The organism is Aliiroseovarius sp. S1339 (genome assembly GCF_023195695.1).
Classification (GTDB): domain Bacteria; phylum Pseudomonadota; class Alphaproteobacteria; order Rhodobacterales; family Rhodobacteraceae; genus Aliiroseovarius.
The window spans coordinates 17,593-37,883 of record NZ_JALPQG010000007.1 but is presented as its reverse complement, the minus strand read 5'-3'; the positions used below and the strand labels follow the sequence as shown (position 1 = coordinate 37,883).

The window sequence follows — 20,291 nt, the reverse complement described above, 5'->3', positions numbered from 1 at the left end:
GTATCGCAGGCCAGATCGCAACAACGCCGCAGCAGTATTCGCCTCGCCCTAGCCGAATTCGTGCTTGTGCAGACGGGTGCTAATCCATGGACGGTCGCGCGATTCTGGTTTAGTGCTGTCAATTGTGCGGTTGGCTGCATTAATCATGGTCTCAGCCATTAATGGCTGACGATTTATTGGACCCGGCCGCCTTCAAATTGCAACACCACCCGTCAAGGGATCTGACATTGAAGCTCATCAAACGCGCGCTGAATTTAGTTTCGGCAGGTCCCAAAAATACGGCCTCAGAAGCCGACCCGTCTGGATATGCTGATTATTTGATGCACGACCGCGCCGAGGGTTTCCGCGCAGCACCAGTTCTAGACGTGGATCAACCCGGGTTTGAACATGTTTTGCGCCTGATGGAAGGTAACGAACGCTTCGCCTTCTGCAAAATCAACCACGGCTTTTGGGAACGCCTTGCGAAACTCGAAAGGCTTGGCGTCGCCCGCGACAAAATCTTGACCACATCTGGCAAAACGCTGGACGAAATGCTTGGCATCGGTGGCAGTATGTTTGCCGAAGGCGGGATGCTGGCTGAGCTTCTAGGCTTCATGCGCGATGCAGCGCGACCCGATGATGGTATGCATTTCGTGGCCTCACTGGTGCCATGGCCTGCGTCTGACCGGATTGAGGGAACACCATACGAAAACCGCGCGGTTTGCGAAGCGTTGATTGAGCATTTCGTGCCAGACGTGCATTGCGAAAATGTGGTGGAAAAAGGGTTCTCAGGCCACGAATTCAAGGTTGCGGCGATCACAGGTAGTTTGCACAAATTCACCGATGCACTGCGCGACCGCGATGTGATTTTTATCGGCAACGACAGCAATCGTGCGCTGATCGACGCGCTTGGCCTTGCCTCACTGACCACCATAATCGTCGATGCGGGTCAAGCGCGCCTTGAGCGTGAGAATATCCTTGAGCAGCTTTGCTCAGCGTTGGAAGCACACCAGAATACAGCACGCTTGCCGCTCGTCATTGGTGCCGCGGGCGGATCACTAACAACTTGGCTGGCCTTCAAAGCCTGGGAGAAGTTCGCTCGTTTTCAGTTCGTCGATCTTGGTGGCACACTAGCCGCCTTCAGCCCCGAGACCGCGATGCGATCAAACTGGACATCTGTCTATCAGCGCCAGTTGGCAGCAGCCTTACCAAAATTGAACACCCCCCTGCTTGGGGTCGAAAACTCGTACACCCGCCGGTACGGCCTGCGTGATCCCAAACTGGTTGAATTGGCGACGGCTGCGGACGTACCCGAACCCGCCTCAAACGACGAATTGTCTGCCCCCTTTTCCCAAGGGCCGATCCAGTTCATTGAGAATAAAATCTATGACCATCAGCGCATGGCGGAACTTCTGTCGCTGTCGATTGCAGCCAACCACCATGCCAATGGCGGCCCTGTCGCGGCGCTGTTGGAATCGATGGTCGCGGCCCTGACCAACGTTCCCGCACATCGACGCGTCATCGCTGTGAACAACGGAACGTCAGCTTTGCATTTGGCCTGCGGGCTTCATGAATTACAGGCCCAGTCGCCGGGGTTTCGCTGGGTCGCAAGTGCCTTTAACTTTTTTTCCTGCAAGGTTGGCCCGCTGTCGGAAACACAGATCATTGATTGCGACGCGCAGGGGCGCTTTGACCTTGACGCTTTGAAGGCGTTGCCGCTTTCTAGCTACGATGGCGTTATTTATACCAATGTCTTCGCGACCCAATCCGATTGGGATGATGTTGCAGATTTTTGTTCACGCCACGGCAAAAGCTTTGTGGTCGACAATGCGACGGGCCTTTTTGACCGTCCTGCGAGCTCTGGCGAAAAACATGCCCCGATAGAAACAATCTCGGCCCATCACACCAAACCTTGGGGCGTGGGCGAAGGCGGGTTCATCCTTTGTGACGCCGATCAAGACGAAACGATCCGCGCGCTTGTGAATTACGCGGCAAGACTGCCCGACAGCGCAAATTTCTGTGCCTCAAACTTCAAGCTGAGCGACCTTTCGGCGGCGGCGATTATCGACCGGCTGGAACGCATGCCCTATTGGCGGCAATTCTATAAATTTCAAGAACGGCGGATGAAGTCGCTTGTGATTGATACCGGCCTTGATATTCGCCCCTTCGCCGGTGATGTCGAAACCATATCACCTCTTGCCCATACCGCTTTTCTAGCGCCTGTCCCCGTTGATATCGACGCAGCTAGCGGGCCGGTCATCATGCGCAAATACTACCGCCCGCTTGTCCCGAAAGACCTTTCGGCAACGCCTATTCCCAACGCGCAGCATTTGTTTGACCATGTGTTCAGCCTTTCGAATGCCCCAGAAATGCGACTGGCCTCTAACGAAGATATCATCGCGCAGATCATCGCGATGGTGCGTGCTGGAGAAAAAACCGCAGCAGATGGAAGCCGCTAAATGGCCCTTTTGAACGCGCCTATTTTTTTGCTCTGTTCAGAACGCTCAGGCAGCAATTTGATTGCCAAGATTTTCGACGCCCATCCCGACGTTTCGGCGCCCGGTGCGGCCCATTTGTTCAAGGTGATGAGCGAATGTGCCAACCGCTATGCCGTCAGCAGCGACGAACTGCGCGGGGCAGTTCTTGATCTTTTTGACGCCAAGGTCAGTCACTGGGCAATTGACGAATGGACATTGACGCGGCGTGCGGCGCTTTTGACCGATCTGACCCATGCAGGCGAGATGGCCGCCGCCCTTTATGCCGCTGAAGCCCGCAGCGGTGGCAAGGCACATGTGTTCACCAAGGAAAACTCCTCGTTCCGGTATCTGCCGATGTTGTTAACGCAAAGCACGCGCCCGCGCTTTTTGTTCATGACCCGAGATCCTCGCGATATGGCAGTGTCGTGGGTCAATGGACCTGTGATGCGCGGCGGGGTCCTTCGGGCGGCTGAGCGCTGGAACCAAGATCAGACCGGCTATCTTCAGGCGAAATCTGAACTTCCTGCGCAAACGCCGGTTGGCATGTTGCGCTATGAAGATCTGATTGTCGAACCCGAGGCCGAGTTGCGACGGGTGTGCGACGAACTTGAGTTGGAGTTTGACCCCGAAATGCTGCGCTTTTCGGAAAAAAGCAGAAGCGCGCAATCCGATGCCAAACGCTCCGCCATGTGGTCCAATCTGGACAAGCCGCTTTTGTCGGGCAATTCAAACAAGTTTCTGGACGAATTGTCCGATGATGCGATCGCCTATATCGAAGCCGTGAATGGCCCGTTGATGGAGGTTTTTGGCTATGAAAGCGTGCGCGCCGACAAGCCGCCCTTTGGTCGATTTGAAACGCTAGACGCGTTGCGCGCCGATCTTGCCCTGCAAGAACCTTATGACAAGCCAGCCTACCAAGAGTTACCGCCCGAGGAACGCGCACGGTTCGAAAACTGGTCACGCCTATACGCGACGATGCGCGCACGCCCGGTGCACGACCCGGACGTCTTATTGAGCCAAAAGCGATGACGGACGGGAAAACACCGCGCAGGGTTGCCATCATGCAGCCCTATCTTTTCCCCTATCTTGGGTATTTCCAGCTTATCTCGGCAGCGGATGAGTTTTGGTTATTGGACGATGTTCAATTCATTCAGCAAGGTTGGATGCATCGCAACCGATTGCTCGTGGGGGGGCAGGAATTCCTGTTCACCATACCCGTCAACAAGCATCCCCGAATGGATTTGATCTGTAACAAAACATTCGGCCATGCTGCGGTCTTGGCCTTGGAAAAGCTCAGAAAGACCATCGTCAGCTCTTATGCCAAGGCCCCTTATGTTTCCTTAGCTACCGACCTTGTGGCGGCGGTGGCCGAGCATATCACCGATGCAGACAAGCCCGCGGATTTCACCGACACCACCTGCTTTGCGTTGGAGCGGACCTGCGCAGCATTGGGGATCAATACAGTGATCCGGCGCACCTCTGACCTGTCGCTTGACCCAGACCTGACCGGCCAGGCACGGATCATCGCAGCGTGCCGGGCGATTGGCGCTGAAAGTTATGTCAATATGATCGGTGGCAAGGCGCTCTATGATGGCGAAAGCTTTGCCAAGGCGGATATCTCGCTTTGGTTTCTGAACCCCACCCTTCCCGAATATCCCCAAGGCATAGCGGGCTTCGTGCCGGGTTTGAGCATTCTAGATGCAATAGCACATGTTTCCGCCGACGAGATTTCAACGATGCTGACCGCGGCAGAGCTGATCCGCGCCTAACACGGACGCCCGAAGCCAGTCGGCGTTGCTGGACGGCGCATCAGTTTGTTTCATCAAACGTCAGGTATGCTCCAAGCCGACGCAAATTAATCAATCAGTCGTCACAAACGACATTACCTTACCGTTGTATTGGAGCATGTGACCCGTAGCCTGATAGCTCGCGGCTTTTCTCTCAACCCGCCTGATCACCCTTTCTATCCTCTCCCAAAAAGTCGCCGCATAAGGATCGGGGTGAGGTACATGGGGAACTGATAACACCCCAAAAACAAAAGAAACTCGTCAGTTTGGGTCGCAGTCGAGGCGACGAGGAAAAGCGCAACATTGCGATTTCCGGCTACCAGGGCCATGGGTGCTGCGGTGCGCGCGTCGCCAATGCGACGTAACCCCAGATAGGCCAGTGTCTGTATGCCAAGGTTGGCAACTAAGGCGACAACAAGCCATTTTGCAAGCGTCCTAGGGGCGGTCAACAATGCGGGCGCAACGGCGCTCATCAGGCCGACGACGATCACAGCCAGAGCGAGCGAGGTCAGCCCGTCAAGCGCGTGGATCTCGGACCTGTGCATGTCAGGCCGCAGAACTGCGCGCAGTATGAAGGCCAATGCGATTGTGGCGCAGATCGATAGGCCTAGGCGTAACGCGGCATGGATCGCTTCCGGCAGGCTACCAAGCGCAGGTGAGACCCAGAAAATGGGAATAATCGTAAGCGGCAGGATCAACGTGCCAAGGATGAGCAACCGAAACCCCGGCTCGGGCGAGTGTCCGAGCAGCACTGCCATGTTCGGGCTTGCCGTCACTGACGGGGCGGAGAGCATGAGCGTCAGCGCAATGGCAACGGGGCTTTGAGCGAGGCCAAAACCGGCGAAGACGGCGATGCAAAGCAAGGGCAATGCCAGTTGGTATGCGAGCACAACGCCAAGCGTGTTACGAGTTTGGTTCAACCCTTCCAGCGCAGCGGGCAGGCCAACGCGAAACGCAGTGAGAAAAAGCAAAAGCAAGACCAGTTCGCTTAGCCAAGGGCGAAGCGCCAGAGCAACCCCGGGCAAGACAAGTCCTGCACCAAGACCACCCACCAGCACAAAGCGCCCGTAGCGCGCAATAAGTCCCAGCGCCTCTAGCATCGTGGTTTAACCGCCTGGACCTTGGCGGATGTTGTTGGGCAACCATGTGGCCAGCTCGGGCCAGATCACCAAGATAACCACCATGAGCAACATGAGGCCAACCATGGGGATCGCTGTTTTGGCGATATATCCGATATCGTGACGGGTCATACCTTGCAGCACGAAAAGGTTGAAACCGATCGGCGGCGTGACTTGCGCGGTTTCAATCACGACGACAAGGAAGATACCAAACCAGATCACATCGATGCCTGCAGCACGGATCATTGGTTCAACAATGGCCATTGTCAAAACCACCGAGGACAGGCCGTCCATGAACATGCCGAGGATCAGGTAGAAAACTGTCAGCACAGCGATAAGCGCCACGGGCGACAGATTGTAACTTTCGATCAGTTCAGCCAGCGCGCGTGGCAGGCCGGTGAAGCCCATCGAAAGCGACAAGAACGCCGCACCCATGAGAATAAAGGCGATCATGGCCGAGGTTTTCGTGGCCCCCATCAGGCTGTCTTTGAACGTCTCCCAATCAAGCGAGCCTTGCATCCCTGAAAGCGCGAGCGCCCCGACGACACCAACGGCGGCGGCCTCGGTCGCCGTCGCATAGCCAAGATACATCGAGCCAATGACCACGAAGACAAGCCCGAAAAGCGGCAGCAGAAAGCGGCTTTCGGAAAGGCGCTTGCCAAGCGGCATGGCAGGTTCCGGTTCTGGGCGCTGGTCTTTGTAGATGAAGTGCCAGGCCATAATGTAGAGCATGAACAGCCCCGCCAAGACGAGGCCGGGAAAGACACCTGCCATGAAAAGCTTGGTTATGCTTTCGTTGATCGTCACACCATAGACGATCAGTGTAAGGGACGGCGGGATCATCAGCCCCAGCGTCGCCGCACCCGCCAATGTTCCGATGATCATATACTCGGGGTAACCACGCTTGCGCAGCTCGGGGATCGACATTTTGCCAACCATATTCAGGGTCGCGGCGGATGAACCAGAGACCGCTGCGAAGATTGTGCAGCCCGCGATGTTGGTGTGCAAAAGGCCCCCGGGCAAGAAGCGCATCCATGGCGCAAGGCCACGAAACATGTCTTGGGATAATCGCGTTCGATACAAAATCTCGCCCATCCAGATAAACAGCGGCAAGGCCGTAAGGGTCCAACTTGAGGCCCCAGTCCAGATTGTGGTGATCATCGCATCCCCTGCGGGGCGCGTCGTGAACAGCTCCATACCAACCCAAGCCACGCCCATTAGCGCGAGCCCGATCCATACGGAGCCTCCCAGAAGGGTGAAGAGCACGAAAAGGAAAATCGCTGTGGCGTAAAGTTCGCTCATTCCAGAACCTCCCCGTGAATCTGACTTTCACGAAGAGCGAGGAGCCGAGTGAGATAATCCCAGATTGCGATTGCCAGCAGCACCGTGCCAATCGACATCGGCAGCTGTGGCAGCCAGACGGGTGTGTAAACCCATTCAGAGCCCGTCTTGGCCCACATTTCTGCCCATTTAGCAGGAGAGTTGGCGAACATGGAGAAGAACGTCAGCAGCCACTCCGGGACGAAGTCTTGTCCTTGTGTGCGGTCGTTGAGCATCTCGGACATGATGTTGGTTTTGATCGCGTAGCGCGCAAAATATGTGGCTGTAATGGCGGCAATGAACATCGCCCCAGCATCAAGCCAGAACTTGGTGTGCCTGTTAAGATTAAGCAGAACGGACACGCGGATGTGGCCACCTTGCGTCAGCGTATAGGCCAGCGCGAAAAAGGATGTCGCGGCCATGGCGTAACCTGCATACTCGGTCGATCCGGGGAAGGTGAGGCTGGACCAGCGGGCGATCATCTGGCCGATGATCAGCAACAAAATCAGCACCATAAAGCATGCGGCCAATGCACCGGCTGCCTTGTAGACTTTGTCGAGAAACCTCCAGACGGGCGATAAAAGCGCCGCTGCCTTGGGGCCCTGCCAGAGACAAAAGAGCGCCAGAAGCGCTGGGAACACAAAGAGCCAGACCCATAAGGGCAGCCCCAATAATGGTTGCCAATCTCGCATCGAATTTCCCCTGGAAAAGTGTGGCAGCGGCCCCGGATTGTCTGGGACCGCTGCCTTTATGCTTAGTTGGCGTTGTATGCATCAAGGATAGCTTGGCCATCCTCGCCCGCTTCCGCCAGCCAGTCGGCTGTCATTTTCGCGCCGATGACTTCAAGTTCGGCAAGGAACTCGGCATCCGCGTCTTCAACTTTCATTCCGTTGGCTTCCAGCTGTTCAAAATACCAGTTGGCAAGCTCTGACGACTTAGCGGCACATGCTGTGCTTGTCTCATCGGCGGCCTTCTGGACGTTGGCTTGCATGTCCGCACTCAGGCCTTCCCAGACGCCCTTATTGACCATAACGTAGTTGCGCGGCAGCCATGCGTTCACTTTGTAATAGTGCGTCAGGGTTTCCCATACTTTGCGGTCATAACCTGTCGAGCCTGACGAAATGAACGCCTCTGCCACACCTGTCGCCAACGCTTGGCTCAGCTCAGCCGCTTCAACCTGCACAGGGATCATGCCCAGTTCTTCCGCAAAAGTGGCCGTGGCCGTGTTGTACGAGCGGAACTTTACCCCTTGAGTGTCTTTCGACGAGGTGACTTCTTTCTTGAAATAGAAGCCCTGCCCCGGCCATGGGCATGTGTAGAGCACAACGAGATTCTGATCGGATAGCTGTGCGTTCACCTTGTCTTTGGCCGCAGCCCAAAGCTTGTCGTTCTGCTCATAGGTCGTTGCAATGAATGGCAGGTTGTCCCAGCCCAAAAGCGGGGCTTCGTTAGCGTGGGCCGACATGAAGCGTTCGCCGATCGGGGCTTGACCAGTTTGGACGGCGCGCTTGATTTCGCCACCTTTGAAGAGCGAGCCACCGGGATGAACCGTGATATCGATCTCGCCGCCGGTATATTCGCGCACTTTATCTGCAAATACGACACCCATTTCCGAGTGGAAGTTTGTCGCCGCGTAGGCCATAGGCATGTCCCATTGCTCAGCCATTGCGGCTGTGCCCGTCATCGCAAGCGCCACTGTCATGGCGGCGGTGCTTATTGTTTTGCTTAGTGGTTTCATCATTCTCTCCCTGAGTTATTGTTTATTGGTCTTGGTTATTTGCCCACCGCAAAGCGCATTGGCTCGAAGGGGCGAATATCGTTATTGGTGTGGTTTCCAGCAATCATATCAGCAACCAGACGACCCGTTTTGGGTCCACCAGTCAGGCCAATGTGGTGATGGCCAAACGCTGTGAAAACGCCGGTTTCGCGAAGTTCACCGATTAGGGGCAAGCTATCAGATGGCGCAGGACGATAGCCAAGCCATTCTTCGTCACTCTCGTAGGTGAGGTCTGGAAACATCTCTTGCGCTTTTCGGCGCAGCAGCTTCAGCGGTGCTTTTGAGGGCTTCTCGCTTAGCCCCCCAAACTCGACCACGCCTGCGCATCGCACGCCTTGGTCCATCGCTGTGGTAACGAATTTCCCAGCGGTCAGCATCATCGGATTGTTGGGCTTGAGGTTCGGTTTTTTGAACATGATGTGATAGCCACGTTCGGCTTCAAGCGGGACGTTCAGGCCCAGTCTCTGCATCAGTGGTTTGGACCAGACTCCCGATGAAACAACGGCCTTGTCGCAGTGGATGCGACCCAGGTTGGTGTCCACTGCACTGACTTGACCGCCGCCAAGTTCAAAATCTTTGACTTCCGCCTGAACAAACTTACCGCCCATCTCTTTAAGCTGCTCGACAAGATCTCCTACGTACGAGCCGGGGTTCAGAATGAACCCATGGTTCTTGAGCACTGCCAAAAGCTTCGTCTTCGGGCCTAAGATCGGCTCCGCTTCCTGAACGGCGTTGCCTTCGATGAACGCGGGGTCAAACCCCGCCTCGCCGCGCAGTTGCCAAGCGAACGCATCTGCTTCAAATGCGCTGCGGTCAGGGTATGCAAAACTATAGTCGCTTTCTTGCACCCATTTCGCGGCCCTGTTGCCCGCCGTCAAAGCCTGATGTTGCTCAAGGCTGTCGCCGACAATCGTCGCCAGACCTTGGCTAATGCGGCGTGTGTCGCCCTCATTTGCGTGGGACATGTATTTGATCAGCCATGGCACAAGTTTGGGCACATAGCTCCAGCGTAGGAAAAGCGGGAAATTCGGATCGGCGAGATATGTCGGGCTTTTCTTGAGAAGGCCGGGCGCAGTGACAGGCACCACAGAGCAACTGGCCAGAATTCCGCCGTTTCCATAAGAGGCACCCATGCCCGGCTCGCCCTTATCAAGAAGCGTGACATCATACCCCGCCCGGCGCAGCCAGATGGCTGAAGACGTGCCGACAATTCCGGCGCCGATAACAATAATATGCTCTGATGTCATTGAGCAGCTTTCCTTCAAGGTTGAAATTCAGTCTGGCAGTCGTTGGGTATCATTTCCAATACTATTTGCTGGCAATCACATAACTTAAAGTGATACTTAAAGATATGCGGCTACGCTTCCGACAGCTTCAGGCTTTTCATGCCATCATTGAGACCGGCACCGTCACTGGCGCAGCGGAGTCCTTGGGAATTTCTCAGCCGGGGATTTCAAACCTACTGGCCCAACTTGAACGCCAGACCGGGTTAATGCTTTTTGAACGCTTGCAAGGCCGACTTGTCCCGACGCCTGAGGCAGAGCTGATGCACCGCGAGATTGACACTGTGGTGCGTGGACTTGACCATGTCACTCAGACCGTCGTTGATTTGCAAAACAAGCAGGCTGGGCAACTGCAGATCGCCTCGCAACACTCCATGTCGTTCGGGTTTATGCCCAAGCTGATCGCCGAGTTTGCAGAAACCAGACCGGATATGAACATTTCGTTCCAGTCGCAATATAGCTCCAAAATTCAGGAGTGGGTCCTTTCGGGACTGTTCGAGATCGGGATATGCGAGATGCCGATGCTCTATGACACGCTGCAATATTACCCATTGCATGTGGAAACGCGCATTGCGCTGCACAAAGGCAATCCTCTGAAGCGATACGATGTGCTCACCCCTGAGCTTTTGAAAGGCGAGCCTTTCTTGGTGATGGGGCCTGATCATATCACACAGCGACGACTGCGCGAGGCGTTTGAAAAATCGGATATCCCGTTAAAAGCCAGGGTGCATTCGCATTTGTTCAAGAACCTGCTTGCCTTCGTGAAGGAAGGTATGGGCGTTGCGTTGCTGGACCGTTTCGGATTGGAGTTCGACTATGATGACCGCTTTATTGCCCGTCGTTTCGAACCCTCAATTGTTATGGATATGGCCGTGATCACCTCTGCCACGCGACCGCTCTCGCAACTCGGCAAAGAATTCATGAAGCTGCTTTTGACCGAACTTCAGCCCTATACTGTTGATGGCAAGCCTATCGTACGGGCGAAATAGGAAACGACATGGGAAAAGCCGCCGTCGGAATATTGATGTTAGAAACAAGCTTTCCGCGTCCGCTTGGCGATATCGGACACCAACACACATGGGACTTCCCTGTTCATATGCGCGCGGTCGGCGGAGCAAGTGCCCAAAAAGTAGTACACGAAGACCCTCGTGCCCTTTTGGACGGGTTTGTTCAGGTCGGACGCGAGTTAATTGCCGACGGGTGCGCAGGGCTAACAACTTCCTGCGGATTCCTGTCGCTCATGCAAGATGAGCTAAAAGACGCCTTAGGTGTCCCCTTTGCCAGCTCGCCTTTGATGCAGGTGCCGATGGTGGAAGCGACGCTGCCCACAAACCAAGAAGCCGGTATTCTGACAATATCAAAAGAGAGCCTGAGTGCAGCGCATTTGCGCGCGGCGGGCGCACGAGACGACCTGCCAATAGAAGGATTGCCGCGTGACGGAGCGTTTGCCACGGCGGTTTTCGACGATTTGCCAGACATGAATTTTGCAGCCTGCCAAGCTGAAATGCACGCGACGGCACAGCGGCTCGTTTTAAGGCGGGAAACCGTTGGCGCAATCGTGCTCGAATGCACCAACATGGCACCCTATGCAGCAGATATCGCAAAGATCACAGGGCGACCCGTCTATTCGATTGTCAGCTTTCTCAACTGGTTCCAAGCGGGTCTGGCACCAACTCGCTACTAGGTTATTCGCAAAAAAGTGCGCTGTTAGTGAACTTGGAACGCCCGCAGCCCATTCACAGTTTGTGATCGCATCACATCCACCGTCCCACTCCATGCCGCGACCACGGCCACGTTCAGGATTGCAAAAGTCGCAATCCAACAAGTATCGGACCGCTGAATGCCCGCAATGGGCTGGTTTACCTTAGAGTCATTAGGTGCACTCACTGCACAATTCCTATGTGGCTTGCCACGGGAGCTCGCCGAGCTGCAAGCGTTCGCGGAGATCGCGCTCCAGTCGTTCCGTCTCACGGACCGATGTGAGAACCTCCAAGGGACGTCCAGTGAATGTCTGGCGTGCCGCAATGATATGCACATGATCACATCGAGTTTTCTCACCACCCCACAGCAACCACGCAAACAGTTCAGGCTGCAATCCACTGACGGAGAGGATATGCCAAGCGACCTCCTCCCATTGCATCTCGGTCAGCTAAAGCATTGTCGGTGCTCGCCGTCCTCGTTTTGTTCGGCGGGGCGTTACTTGTTTTTGCGATCTGGGCAATAGGAACAACGGTTGACGGGGCAATCACCTTATTTTTTGTCATGGGATTAGCTGGCTATCTACATAAGATTGCAAGCATTTCAGCACCCAGCCAAACCTCAGAGCGGTTTCTTAGTATGGGACCCTGGGTTCTTTTTCTTCTCGCAAGTTGGTCTTGGGCTTCAGCGTTAGGAATGTATGTTCATCGTGGAGCACCTGGCAATACCGATGAAGCGTGTATTTTAGTGCCAAGACCTGTTCGCTATGACACCGAACTAAGTTCCATTTGGGAGATGCGCCTTCCCGAAGTCGCGACGATAGAACGGGTCCGACTGGCACTATACTTCTTGATTATCATGCCGTCTTGATCGCACCATCTGAAGAAGAAACGCAGTTCTACAACTGGTCGAAAAGGCGGATACGTTTCGAAGTCCTCGACAAAAAACTCAATCCTTATCTACCGACTGCATGCCCGTAGCTTTGAGCTTGATCGAGGCATTCGCCCCGCTACACATGAACGGCTGGTTCCACTAACCTACGACCCCGCCCCTTACCGGAACAGACCCCCGAAAGTTCGGTCTTACAGGCGGCGCTGCAGCACTTGAAGATGTGGCAAATGCTCCCAATAGCCCGGCTGCGAATGCAATTGGTATTTAAACTCCAAGCTCTAAACCTGTGCCGCGGCTGCCTGAGCAATCCTGTTCAGATCATGCTGTCCTTCGTCTCCGATCACCACGAAGTTGGCGTTTGCTGCGCCCCATGTCACCATATCGAACGAATTTATATTGCGTTCTACAAACTCACCCAGCGGTTTACTTGATTTGATTTGGCACAAGGCCACGACACGTTCGTTTGCATCTGTATACATCAATTGTGCTACAGGTTTCCCGCTCGCCACCAATAGACGAGCGCCTTGAAAGGTTAGACCCTGGTCGGAAAGATCCGGAATGCGGACATCCGATCCCACCGACTTGGAAAGCCAAGCCTGAATATGTTCGGCTTCGTCGGCTCCAACTTCTACCAGATGCCGCTTTTGGCCCGCATACACAGTGTGATATTCGGCGACACTCGCAAGCCAGTCTGGTGTTGAGGCAAGTTGAGCGTTTTGCGCGGCACCACCCAGATACCCAAACAAACCACCAATCGCCAAGGCAATTATCGCAGTTGCGGTGGTCAACCTACTAAGCACTTTAGGGGGAGAGGACGCATTCGCTGTCGTTTTCGTTTGCGCATTCTGAATGGCGGATGCCAACTCAAATGGAACAGGCTCGTCAAGCATTGCCGCAAATTCTTCCTTGGCCAACACGTCTGCCGCCATCAAATCTTCCAGAGCGGATTGCAACTTGGGATCACTGGCCAACGCCTCTTCGATCTCGCGATTCTCCGCAACCGACAACTCGTCGTCAAGGAACGCGCTCAGTTTGTCCTCATACTGCGTCACTGGATTGCTCCCTTGGTTTCCGCAATCTGTTTTGCCAAGGCTTTTCTGGCACGATGAACGCGGCTCATTACAGTGCCAACCGGGATATCAAATAGCTCTGCCGCCTCTGCATAGCTATAGCCTTCCACCGATACCGTCATAAGCACCGCCGCCAATTCGTCAGGTAAGGCGAAAACGCGGCTTTGCAACTGCGCTGCGGCAAGGTGTGCCTCGCCTGTATCAGTGGTCTGCAGTTCATGCGTTTCGTCCGCCGGCACATGGCCCTGACCCAAACGTACCTTGCGTTTGCGAATCTCGCTGATCCAGAGGTTTCGTGTGATACGAAACATCCATCGATCTAAGGGTTGGGAAGGATCCCATTGTTCTGACCGGCTCAGCGCGCGCAAGCAGGCGTCCTGAACAAGATCATCTGCTTCACTCACAGATCGCGTTAAAGACCGCGCAAATCGTCTTAGCCTCGGCAAAAACGCGATCAGAGCTGGTTTCAGTTCAGTCGACAATCCAACCTCTCGATATTCCCTGGAGTGAATGCGCGGAAGATACGCCCTTAGTGTAACGACAGGTCCAACGATGCAACTTTCTTGCCATTCGGTCTGCAGTTCAATCGCGCGGTCCACCACCTTCTCCATATCAATGTTTCAAGGTGTTTACGTTTCGCAAAGTCAAAAAATTCAACTTTTTTCTGAACAGCGGGAATAATTGCGGGTGCCGATGCGTAATGGTCAGCAGTGAGGGCAGACGAGCTCCACATTGAATGAACAAAATTAGGAAGGATCAAATATCATGAACCGCAATCTTATTTCTGTAATCGTGGCCTTCACCATTCTGGGCACCGCAGCTTCGGCTCAGACATTGGCTGCCGTCAATTCTGACATCGGTAAAGTTATCGTTTCTGCAAAAACTGGCATGACACTCTACACATTCCGAAAAGACGCCAAGGACAAGTCGAACTGCTACGATGACTGCGCGACATCGTGGCCTCCTTTCACTGCTGGAGCGTCCGCCGAAGCCGATGGCGCATTGGGGATAATCGATCGAAAAGATGGCACGCGCCAATGGACCCTCAAAGGCAAGCCGCTCTATTTTTGGGCAGGCGATTCAGCGCGCGGCGACGTGACCGGAGACGGTGTCGGCGGTGTCTGGGACGCAGTTCGCAACTAATCGGAGGAAATTCTTATGACACGTATCGTTATTCTTGTGACTGGCGTTCTGGCTCTCGCGGGCTGCTACTCTGACGATCAGAGTTACAGCGCATCTGACAAATCTTATTCTTCGACAGATTACTGACCAGCGAAAACTAATTTTAAACAATTCATATTAAAGTTCTACCGGCCGCAGAAATTCTGCGGCCGGTAATTTTTGTGTGATGTGGTTGAGCGTGTGCGCTCACAAACACGGGACATCAACGTCCATTCTAGCCGTTGCGTGGCGGCGACAACGCCCGCGGCCCATAGCGGACCTTGACCCCGTCGCTCCCGCCGCTGAGACTTCCCCTAAGCAGAAGTTAGTGGAGATCGCAGCATTGGGAAGCCAAGGTCGGCCGGATCGCGGAATTTGCTGCCATTCGCAAAATTAACCCAAGACATTAATGCAGAGCAGATATCCAAAACACCATCTTTGGAGAGGCTAACTTTCACAGTCGACGCAGCATACTTTGCCGCCAACTGGCCGCGTAGGTTTGAAGCGACATAGCGGTTTGTTCGGAAACAAATATTAGCCTGTGGTTAACCACTTGAGTTGTCATCGCATCGCTGATCGGCCCCACTTAAGTGGTCCAGTTCTCGGATGGCAGGCCAGCCCAAACAAGGGTATCAACTCTTTTCCTCCGTTTCCTAGCTATAAGGGCGGACCATTTCAGTGGGGGAGGACCAGGATGGCAACGGTCGGATCGGACGCATGATCGTCGAGCATTTTTTTGCGACTGCCCAACCTTCGCCGTTCTCGCTTTCGCGCCAGATCAAGCACGACAAGCCCGGCTATTATGCGGCGTTGCAGGAGGGACGGAAGGGAAGACAAGGTCAGGTTGAGGCAACGCCGTTCGTTGCGTGGTTTCTGGAAGCCCTGGCCGCAGCGGCAGATTCCGCTCCGCAAGAGGCGTTGCACGAGGTCTCGAAGCTGGCACTGGAATTATTGCAACGACGGTAGCATTCGACACCTAAGAAGCACGCGTCTGTCCGTCTGGATCGCGAATACCAAGTTGATCCAAATCATTCCGATTAAGGGCTGACCGCCTATATTTCCTGTAAAGTAGTTGCTGCGATTCCGCGTCGGGAATGCCTTGCGGCCTTTAGAAATCAGGAGGCAACACAATGGCCCAAATTGTTGATGTAGGCACAGGGCTTGGTGGCACGATTGCGGCGTATGAGTTGCGCGAAAAGTGGCAGAGCGGGGGTGGTTGGCGCGGTTTCGGGACATCCTGCTCTAAGCCAGCCTCTGATAATTGCCTTCCTCCTCGACACCAAGTGGCTGCTCGAAAACGAATTTAGTATGCAAACCACATTGATGGACAAAAGGGATTGGAACAATGTCACTTGATCGCACAGTCTTTGCCTTTGCGGGTTTTATGACCCTCCTCTCAGTCGCGCTGACTTACTTGGTTTCTTCCTATTTCGTCTGGCTGACGGTCTTTGTTGGCGCAAACCTATTGCAATCAGCGTTCACCGGGTTCTGCCCGGCGGCCTGGATTTTTACGATGCTCGGTGTGAAACCTGGTAAAGCCTTTTAAGGACAGTGGAATGCGCATCGCGATACTGATAGCCAGCTTGCTAACTGCTGGATCGGCTTGGGCTGAGACATTGACCCTTGCCGAAACATCCGTGACGGAATGGAAAGCCGTCTATGGCCGGGTTGAAGCAAGGGAAACGGTACCAGCGCGGGCGCGGATTGGCGGGTTGGTGGTCGAGCTTTCGGTGACCGAGGGTGATCTGGTCAAATCTGGCCAGCAGATCGCCTTGGTCGGCGACGACAAAATCGTGTTTCAAATTGCTGCGCTAGAAGCGCAGATTACCGCGTTCAAGGCGCAGCTTTCGACGGCTGAAAGTGAACTTTTACGCGGGCAGGAGCTGGTCGATCGTGGTGTGGCAACCGTGCAGCGCCTTGATCAGTTGCGTACGGTTGTCGATGTCTTGCGCAGCCAGATCGCCACAGCCGAAGCGCAGCGCGACGTGATCACCCAACAAGCGACGGAAGGCGGGGTGCTGGCCCCTGGCGAAGGTCGGGTGCTGTCGGTGCCTGCGACGCTTGGCGCGGTGATATTACCAGGAGAGCCGATAGCCTTAATCGGTGGCGGCGGGTTTTTCCTGCGGCTCGCGATCCCCGAACGTCATGCGACGTCGCTGGCTGAGGGCGCAGAGATAAGGATGCATGCGGAGGGCGCGGATATCGCTGGCCGGGTTGCCAAGCTTTATCCCCAAATCGAAAATGGCCGCGTGATCGCAGATGTGGAGTTCGAAAAACTCGACACCGCGTTCGTCAATTCGCGCGTGCTTGTTGAGTTGCCGGTCGGGAAAAGAATGACTTTGCTGGTACCCGAGGTCGCGGTCGAAACGCGATCAGGTATCGATTTCGTAGTTGTTATGGTAGGCGACGATCGCATGGATCGCGCAGTCGTGCTTGGCGAACCCATCGTTCAGGATGGCGCGGCAATGGTCGAGGTTCTGAGTGGGCTTGCCCCCGGCGACATCGTGGTGACCCCGTGACGCAGCCTTCGACACCGCTGGGCATCGCGGGCGGGCTGACGCGGGCGTTCATTACCTCGCCGTTGACGCCACTGTTCCTGCTTGCGGCCTTTGTCTTCGGCCTCGTCGCGTTGGTTAGCTTGCCGCGCGAGGAAGAGCCGCAGATTTCCGTTCCTATGGTTGATATTCATGTTCGGGCCGATGGGTTGAAAGCCGATGATGCGGTCAAACTGATCACCGAGCCGCTTGAGACCATCGTCAAGAGCATCGAAGACGTCGAACACGTCTATTCGCAATCTTTCGACGATCAGGTGGTCGTGACAGCACGCTTCGAAGTCGGCACCACCGGGGATTCCGCCGTGCTGCGTGTGCATGACAAGGTGCGCGCGAACCTCAACCGTATTCCCGTCGGCGTGCCCGAACCAATGATCGTCGGACGTGGCATTGATGACGTTGCCATCCTTGCGCTCACGCTGTCTCCGACACCTGAGGCAGCTGCGCGGATAGCGCCCAACGATCTGACCCGCATCGCACGGGAACTGCGCACCGAGGTTGCCAAGATACCGGATGTCGGCCTGACCTATATCGTGGGCGAAACACCCGAAATGTTGCGGGTTGCACCTGATCCGGCGCGGCTGGCGCTTTATGGCGTGACACTTCAACAACTTGCCAACAAGGTCGCGGGCGCGAATACCGCGTTTCCTGCCGGTCGCATTCGCGACGCGGGGCAACAGATTTCCCTTTTGGCCGGAGAGACCCTGCGTTCGCCGCAAGAGATCGCCAACCTTCTGCTGATTACACGGGACAATCGCCCGGTTTACGTGCGTGATGTCGCGGATGTTGGTTTTTCATCTGACCGCGGGGAACTTCTTGTGTCCACCGTGACGAAATCCGAAGACGTCGTCACGAGGGTGCCGTCCGTCACCCTTGCCGTTGCAAAACGTGCAGGGTCAAATGCGGTGCTGGTGGCCGAAGCGGTGTTGCACCGGGTCGAGGCGTTGGAAGGCGGGCTGATCCCCGACGACATGCACATTGAAGTCACTCGGGATTATGGCGAAAGCGCCAACGAGAAGGCGAATGAACTGCTTTATCACCTAGGCCTTGCGACCGTTTCCATTATCGCGCTGGTCTGGGTCGCCATTGGGCGGCGCGAAGCGCTTGTGGTGGCGCTTGTCATTCCGGTGACAATCCTGCTGACGCTGTTTGCGTCGTGGTTGATGGGCTACACGCTGAACCGCGTGTCGTTGTTCGCGCTGATCTTTTCCATCGGGATTCTGGTCGATGACGCGATTGTTGTGATCGAAAATATCGCCCGTCACTGGGGCATGGCAGACGACCGGCCCCGGCGTCAGGCCGCAATTGACGCGGTGGCAGAGGTTGGCAATCCGACGATCATCGCGACCTTAACCGTAGTGGCCGCTTTGCTGCCGATGCTGTTCGTGTCCGGCATGATGGGTCCCTACATGAGCCCAATTCCGGCAAATGCGTCTGCCGCAATGATCTTTTCCTTCTTTGTCGCGGTGACGGTGACGCCTTGGCTGATGCTGAAGGCGGCAGGTAAATCTGCGCCGTCGCATCACGAAGACGCGCAAGGCGGCGCGCTTGGCCGGATGTATCGCGCCGTTGCCACACCGATCCTTGCGACCAAGGCCCGAAGCTGGCTGTTGATTGCGGGGGTTACGGTCTTGACGCTCGCCTCAGTGGCGCTGTTTTACACGCAGGATGTGACGGTCAAGCTGCTGCCGTTTGACAACAAATCCGAACTGTCGGTTGCGATCGACATGCCGGAAGGTTCCTCGGTCGAGGCAACTGACGCTGTCGCACAACAGGTTGCCAGGATCGTCCTGGACCTGCCAGAGGTGCGTTCGGTTCAGACCCACGCTGGCACTGCCGCGCCGTTCAACTTCAATGGCCTCGTGCGCCATTCCTACCTGCGGGCATTGCCAGAACAGGGCGACGTTGCGATCAACCTGTTTGGGAAGGACCACCGCGACCGATCAAGCCACGAAATTGCACTCGGTATCCGCGAGCGTCTTTCTGAACTAGAGGTTGTGCCAGGAGCCAACCTGAAGGTGGTCGAACCCCCCCCGGGCCCTCCTGTGCTAGCGACCTTGCTGGCAGAAATCTATGGGCCTGATGCCGACACCCGCCGTGCGGTGGCGGCGCGCGTTGAAACCGCCTTTCGGTCGGTTCCATTCATCGTCGACATCGACAACTCCTATGGTGTTCCGGCCCGACGGTTGCGCGCGACGGTATCCACAGATGACGTCGAGTTTTTTCGGGTGCAAGAGGCGGACGCGCTCAACACAATTGCAATTCTTAACGGTGGTATAACGGTTGGGTATTCGCACCGTGGCGGCGGGCGGCAACCTATCCCGATCCGGCTAGAGCGACCGATCGGGCAACGCACACTTGGAGAAGATTTCCTGACGACGCCGATCCCGGCCAACGTCTTGCCGGGCGACCGCAGCGTCGTTGAACTTGGCGACGTGGTGCGGATCACTGAGGAACGCGCATCGTTCCCAGTTTTCCGCCACAATGCGCGCGCGGCGGAAATGGTGATGGCTGAACTTGCAGGCAGCTTTGAGGCACCGCTATACGGCCTGCTCGCTGTTCAGGACGCGCTTGACGCACAGGACTGGAGCGATCTGCCCAAACCCATCATCGCGCTGAATGGCCAGCCACAGGATGAAAGCCACCCAACCTTGCTTTGGGACGGCGAATGGGAGGTCACGTGGGTCACGTTCCGCGACATGGGAGCCGCCTTTATTGTCGCGCTTCTGGGCATCTACATCCTCGTAGTCGGTCAATTCGGGTCGTTCAAATTACCTTTGGTGATCCTGACGCCGGTGCCGCTGACTTTCATTGGGATTCTCGGTGGCCACTGGCTGTTTGGCGCCGCGTTCACAGCGACCTCGATGATCGGATTTATCGCGCTCGCGGGGATCATCGTGCGCAACTCGATCCTGCTCGTTGATTTCATCCGGCACGCCAAAACGCCGGACCGCGAACTGACAGAGGTGCTGCTTGAAGCCGGGTCTGTACGGTTCAAGCCGATCCTCTTGACAGCACTCGCTGCGATGATCGGCGCGGCAGTGATCCTGAACGATCCAATTTTTCAGGGCTTGGCGATTTCGCTGCTGTTCGGACTGGCCTCGTCAACCCTACTGACTGTGCTGGTGATCCCCGCCTTGTACCGTGTTTTGAGGACATGAGGGGTGGTGTGCAATCT

17 protein-coding genes are annotated in these 20,291 nt (G+C 55.6%); 10 read left to right on the top strand and 7 right to left on the bottom strand.

Features of this window, described 5'->3' with window-relative positions; genetic code table 11:
* Positions 1–161: 161 nt before the first annotated feature.
* From MUY35_RS11510 to MUY35_RS11500, 3 genes are read left to right on the top strand one after another with little or no spacing between them, the layout of a single operon-like run.
* The gene (locus MUY35_RS11510; protein WP_248368335.1) at positions 162–2,438 is read left to right on the top strand and encodes a DegT/DnrJ/EryC1/StrS family aminotransferase; all 2,277 of its coding nucleotides are present in this window, start codon (positions 162–164) and stop codon (positions 2,436–2,438) included.
* Positions 2,439–3,485: a sulfotransferase gene (locus MUY35_RS11505; protein WP_282569263.1), complete on the top strand. Its 1,047-nt coding sequence runs from the start codon at positions 2,439–2,441 to the stop codon at positions 3,483–3,485.
* Positions 3,486–3,517: 32 nt separating this feature from the next.
* A complete protein-coding gene (locus MUY35_RS11500; RefSeq protein ID WP_248368329.1) occupies positions 3,518–4,225 on the top strand; it encodes a WbqC family protein in 708 nt (235 codons plus the stop codon).
* A 194-nt stretch (positions 4,226–4,419) separates the two neighbouring features.
* Here the strand turns inward: MUY35_RS11500 and MUY35_RS11495 are convergent, their stop codons facing one another.
* The 5 genes from MUY35_RS11495 to MUY35_RS11475 all read right to left on the bottom strand — a co-directional run bounded on the left by MUY35_RS11495 (position 4,420) and on the right by MUY35_RS11475 (position 9,705).
* Positions 4,420–5,343: a hypothetical protein gene (locus MUY35_RS11495; protein ID WP_248368326.1), complete on the bottom strand. Its 924-nt coding sequence runs from the start codon at positions 5,341–5,343 to the stop codon at positions 4,420–4,422.
* A 6-nt stretch (positions 5,344–5,349) separates the two neighbouring features.
* Entirely contained in the window at positions 5,350–6,663 is a 1,314-nt protein-coding gene (locus tag MUY35_RS11490) for a TRAP transporter large permease subunit (RefSeq protein ID WP_248368323.1), read from the bottom strand.
* The gene (locus MUY35_RS11485) at positions 6,660–7,373 is read right to left on the bottom strand and encodes a TRAP transporter small permease subunit (protein ID WP_248368320.1); all 714 of its coding nucleotides are present in this window, start codon (positions 7,371–7,373) and stop codon (positions 6,660–6,662) included. Before MUY35_RS11485 ends, MUY35_RS11490 begins: the two co-directional genes overlap by 4 nt.
* A 62-nt stretch (positions 7,374–7,435) precedes the next feature.
* A complete protein-coding gene (locus MUY35_RS11480; protein WP_248368317.1) occupies positions 7,436–8,419 on the bottom strand; it encodes a TRAP transporter substrate-binding protein in 984 nt (327 codons plus the stop codon).
* Positions 8,420–8,454: 35 nt separating this feature from the next.
* Entirely contained in the window at positions 8,455–9,705 is a 1,251-nt protein-coding gene (locus MUY35_RS11475) for an FAD-binding oxidoreductase (protein WP_248368315.1), read from the bottom strand.
* A gap of 104 nt (positions 9,706–9,809) precedes the next feature.
* Here MUY35_RS11475 and MUY35_RS11470 point away from each other — a divergent pair, with 104 nt between their 5' ends.
* The gene (locus MUY35_RS11470) at positions 9,810–10,730 is read left to right on the top strand and encodes a LysR family transcriptional regulator (RefSeq protein ID WP_248368313.1); all 921 of its coding nucleotides are present in this window, start codon (positions 9,810–9,812) and stop codon (positions 10,728–10,730) included.
* An 8-nt stretch (positions 10,731–10,738) separates the two neighbouring features.
* Positions 10,739–11,425 carry an aspartate/glutamate racemase family protein gene (locus MUY35_RS11465; RefSeq protein WP_248368311.1) on the top strand — a complete coding sequence of 229 codons (687 nt, stop codon included), beginning with the start codon at positions 10,739–10,741 and terminating at the stop codon, positions 11,423–11,425.
* A gap of 1,183 nt (positions 11,426–12,608) precedes the next feature.
* Here the strand turns inward: MUY35_RS11465 and MUY35_RS11460 are convergent.
* Positions 12,609–13,382, bottom strand: coding sequence for an anti-sigma factor (locus MUY35_RS11460; protein ID WP_348984511.1), 774 nt, complete (start codon positions 13,380–13,382; stop codon positions 12,609–12,611).
* A complete protein-coding gene (locus MUY35_RS11455) occupies positions 13,379–13,999 on the bottom strand; it encodes an RNA polymerase sigma factor (RefSeq protein WP_248368308.1) in 621 nt (206 codons plus the stop codon). Before MUY35_RS11455 ends, MUY35_RS11460 begins: the two co-directional genes overlap by 4 nt.
* A 166-nt stretch (positions 14,000–14,165) precedes the next feature.
* On the opposite strand from MUY35_RS11455, the gene MUY35_RS11450 reads away from it, so the two are divergent.
* The 5 genes from MUY35_RS11450 to MUY35_RS11430 all read left to right on the top strand — a co-directional run bounded on the left by MUY35_RS11450 (position 14,166) and on the right by MUY35_RS11430 (position 20,274).
* Entirely contained in the window at positions 14,166–14,543 is a 378-nt protein-coding gene (locus tag MUY35_RS11450; protein ID WP_248368306.1) for a hypothetical protein, read from the top strand.
* A gap of 735 nt (positions 14,544–15,278) precedes the next feature.
* Positions 15,279–15,527: a hypothetical protein gene (locus MUY35_RS11445; RefSeq protein WP_248368304.1), complete on the top strand. Its 249-nt coding sequence runs from the start codon at positions 15,279–15,281 to the stop codon at positions 15,525–15,527.
* A gap of 379 nt (positions 15,528–15,906) precedes the next feature.
* The gene (locus tag MUY35_RS11440) at positions 15,907–16,107 is read left to right on the top strand and encodes a DUF2892 domain-containing protein (RefSeq protein WP_248368301.1); all 201 of its coding nucleotides are present in this window, start codon (positions 15,907–15,909) and stop codon (positions 16,105–16,107) included.
* Positions 16,108–16,117: 10 nt separating this feature from the next.
* The gene (locus MUY35_RS11435; protein ID WP_248368299.1) at positions 16,118–17,080 is read left to right on the top strand and encodes an efflux RND transporter periplasmic adaptor subunit; all 963 of its coding nucleotides are present in this window, start codon (positions 16,118–16,120) and stop codon (positions 17,078–17,080) included.
* Positions 17,077–20,274 (top strand): efflux RND transporter permease subunit, encoded by a 3,198-nt coding sequence (locus MUY35_RS11430; protein ID WP_248368291.1) that lies wholly within the window; start codon positions 17,077–17,079, stop codon positions 20,272–20,274. The genes MUY35_RS11435 and MUY35_RS11430 overlap by 4 nt, the downstream gene beginning before the upstream one ends.
* Positions 20,275–20,291: the final 17 nt, after the last annotated feature.